This window comes from Alteromonas gracilis (genome assembly GCF_043642145.1).
GTDB classification, from domain to species: Bacteria; Pseudomonadota; Gammaproteobacteria; order Enterobacterales; family Alteromonadaceae; genus Alteromonas; species Alteromonas gracilis_B.
The window spans coordinates 1-2640 of sequence record NZ_JBHZRZ010000028.1 but is presented as its reverse complement, the minus strand read 5'-3'; the positions used below and the strand labels follow the sequence as shown (position 1 = coordinate 2640).

The 2640-nt window shown below is 40.0% G+C and carries 5 protein-coding genes; all 5 read left to right on the top strand.

Annotated elements, in window-relative coordinates:
- Window positions 1-126 precede the first annotated feature (126 nt).
- The 5 genes from ACHUFN_RS20105 to ACHUFN_RS20085 all read left to right on the top strand — a co-directional run bounded on the left by ACHUFN_RS20105 (window position 127) and on the right by ACHUFN_RS20085 (window position 2458).
- The gene (locus tag ACHUFN_RS20105) at window positions 127-540 is read left to right on the top strand and encodes an MAPEG family protein (protein WP_394224507.1); all 414 of its coding nucleotides are present in this window, start codon (window positions 127-129) and stop codon (window positions 538-540) included.
- A gap of 127 nt (window positions 541-667) precedes the next feature.
- Window positions 668-976, top strand: coding sequence for a DUF6980 family protein (locus tag ACHUFN_RS20100; RefSeq protein WP_394224483.1), 309 nt, complete (start codon window positions 668-670; stop codon window positions 974-976).
- A gap of 115 nt (window positions 977-1091) precedes the next feature.
- On the top strand, window positions 1092-1373 hold the full coding sequence (locus ACHUFN_RS20095) for a hypothetical protein (RefSeq protein ID WP_394224506.1): 282 nt from the start codon (window positions 1092-1094) through the stop codon (window positions 1371-1373).
- A gap of 137 nt (window positions 1374-1510) precedes the next feature.
- Entirely contained in the window at window positions 1511-1801 is a 291-nt protein-coding gene (locus ACHUFN_RS20090) for a hypothetical protein (protein WP_394224505.1), read from the top strand.
- A gap of 105 nt (window positions 1802-1906) precedes the next feature.
- Entirely contained in the window at window positions 1907-2458 is a 552-nt protein-coding gene (locus ACHUFN_RS20085) for a hypothetical protein (protein WP_394224504.1), read from the top strand.
- Window positions 2459-2640 lie beyond the last annotated feature (182 nt).

Genomic DNA, 2640 nt, shown 5'->3' with positions numbered 1-2640 from the left:
GGGCTATGTCAGCCCATATGAATACGAAGCGACATACGCTTAACATGGATGTCCACTTTTAGTGGGTAAGACCAGTGTCAGCGCACACTGATAAATCAGTGGAATAAACGAAGAAAAGGAACTTCTATGAATTTAACTATTTTAGCGATTTCTGGATACATTACTTGGATGTTAGTGCTATTGCTTGCATTAGAAGCATTTCGCACTTATTTGGTCATTTCCTCTGGTCGAAAATCAAATAGCTTCAATACAAGCGGCAGCGATACGACTGAATTCGGGCACAGACTTACTCGAGCACATGCAAATTGCTATGAATTTTTCCCAATATTTGGTGGCACTCTCATTTTAGCTGTCATCACTAATACAACCGACATAACGAACTCACTTTCTTTACTTTGTCTGTTTGCAAGAATAGCCCAATCATTTACTCATTTGCTTTCAGGGAGCAACATTGCAACCCAGATAAGGTTTCTATTTTTTACAATTCAAGTCGGTGTTTGTTCATGGTGGATGTATCAAATAGTCAGCACTTCGTTTTAAACAAATGCCACCTAACAAAAAAATTAAGTCACTCACTTCGTTCGTTGGGACGCAAACATGCGGGGCGGCTTCGCCATTATGCCCCACATGCCTGCGCCCCTTATTTAAAAGTTAGGCATTTCGCAATATGACCATAGTAATGATGCTGAAAAACGAACGGCAATCACTTCCAAAGTGTTGCTGTACAGATATGGAAGAAGCGGTTAAAGATAAAGGATTTCCAATATACTACAGTAGTGCGTATCAAGAATTCGGTCTTAAATTAAGCAGTGGCTACGAATATTTAATCTTAGAATATTGCAATTGGTGTGGTGCGAAATTGCCAATATCCAGAAGAGATGAATGGTTTGATTCCCTAGAAAAGCAGGGCATTGACCCTTGGGAAAATGACATCCCAATAAACTATCTTAGCTCTTCGTGGTGGGAACATGCCTAACAAAAAAATTATGTCGCCCGCAAGCGGGCTGGGACACAAACAGGCAGGCGGCTTCGCCATTGTAGCCTGCCTGTTTGTGCCCCATATTTAAAAGTTATGTGCCAAGGGAAGATACATGCCAAAGTCGAAGTATCAAGAAATAATAGAAGAATGGTGTCAAACTAAAACCGTTACCATTCCTACAGGTTTTTATCGGCATACTGCTGGACACTTGGCAATAATAAAACCTACTGATAGCGGTTTACAGTTAGTTGCAACTACATGGACAGTTAAAGCTGATGTTATTAATTACTTATTAAATTATGGTTCAAATGCCCACATGATTTTAGACTTCAAAGTTCGCAAAGAACTTGACTGGAAAGGTGGAAAAACTCTATCGGTAAAAGGTAGTTTTTAGAAGTGGCACATAACAAAAAAATTAAGTCACTCACTTCGTTCGCTGGGACGCATACACGTGGGCTGCTTCGCATTATGGCCCACGCGCCTGCGCCCCTTATTCAAAAGTTATATGCTCTTCCGGAAAGGGGTAATTAAATGGATGTTTTGATACCGACTTTATTAGTTAATATCAGTTTTATTCTTTTCATACTCATTTCATTTTTTGTTATCCGTAAACAAAAAACTAAAGCATCTACATTTTTCAAAGTGGGTCTACTCATCATCCTAGCTGCAAATATAGTGGCAATCCCTGCTACAGTTTATATTATCCCCCTACTAAGTAATGAAAGTGGTATTTTTATCGTAAGTAATGTTATTGGGTTGCTATCAGGGCTTGGCATATTTTTAATGACGAGAGCGTTCAAGGATGTACATGAACGCATATAACAACCCAATCAACACACTCACTTCGTTCGCTGGGACGCATACACGCGGGGCGGCTTCGCCATTATGCCCCACATGCCTGCGCCCCTTATTTAAAAGTTAGGCACTATGGAAATTACTGAGCAACAATTAACAAGAATAATTTATTCCGTTTGGGATTTTCAGCAAGCCCTGTCGTCTCTTACTTTTCTTCTTGAAACTTGTGATTTCAAAGAACAATATGACAAAGTAAGCCTACGGCGTTTTAGGTGCTACGAATCTTCTCTAATAGTCTCTTTTTCACGCCCCTTCGAACAAACAAGGGGAGGTACTACAATTGGGTTAAGGGCTATTGGAATAAGGCTAACTCCAGAAGATAAAGCACTAATTAAAAAGGTCTCGGAGTTGAGAAACAAAATTGTTGCTCATTCATCTGAGGAAGAAATGCATTTTAGGACAACGACGTTTCCAGTATTGGACACCAAACTCAAAATGCCATTTTTCCAGTTTAATGAAGGTTTATTGTTAGATCTTGAACAGGTATTGGAGATAGAAATACTCATTAAAAAACTCAATCAAGGTTTGGCTGACTTCCTATTCAAGTTGGCTCAAGAACACCCCGCAGTTCTTGAAAAATACTGTGAACCTAGCTCTTTTGGGAATAATGGTGGCAGTGCCTAACAAAGCGCTAAAGACCACTCCCTTCGGTCGCTCGGACGCTAACATGTGGGCTAACTCGCTCCGCTCGGGATTTTAGCCCACATGCCAAGCGCCGCTTAGCTTAAAGTTATACGTAAATCAGAATGCATGAATATCACAAGATTAAAAAGCCAGTTGTAAAGTTGTTACTAAACAATGGTTAC

Bases quoted from the DNA above. Each gene is read 5' to 3' on its own strand.
- ACHUFN_RS20105 (WP_394224507.1), top strand. From the start codon at position 127: ATGAATTTAACTATTTTAGCGATTTCTGGATACATTACTTGGATGTTA.
- ACHUFN_RS20100 (WP_394224483.1), top strand. From the start codon at position 668: ATGACCATAGTAATGATGCTGAAAAACGAACGGCAATCACTTCCAAAG.
- ACHUFN_RS20095 (WP_394224506.1), top strand. From the start codon at position 1,092: ATGCCAAAGTCGAAGTATCAAGAAATAATAGAAGAATGGTGTCAAACT.
- ACHUFN_RS20090 (WP_394224505.1), top strand. From the start codon at position 1,511: ATGGATGTTTTGATACCGACTTTATTAGTTAATATCAGTTTTATTCTT.
- ACHUFN_RS20085 (WP_394224504.1), top strand. From the start codon at position 1,907: ATGGAAATTACTGAGCAACAATTAACAAGAATAATTTATTCCGTTTGG.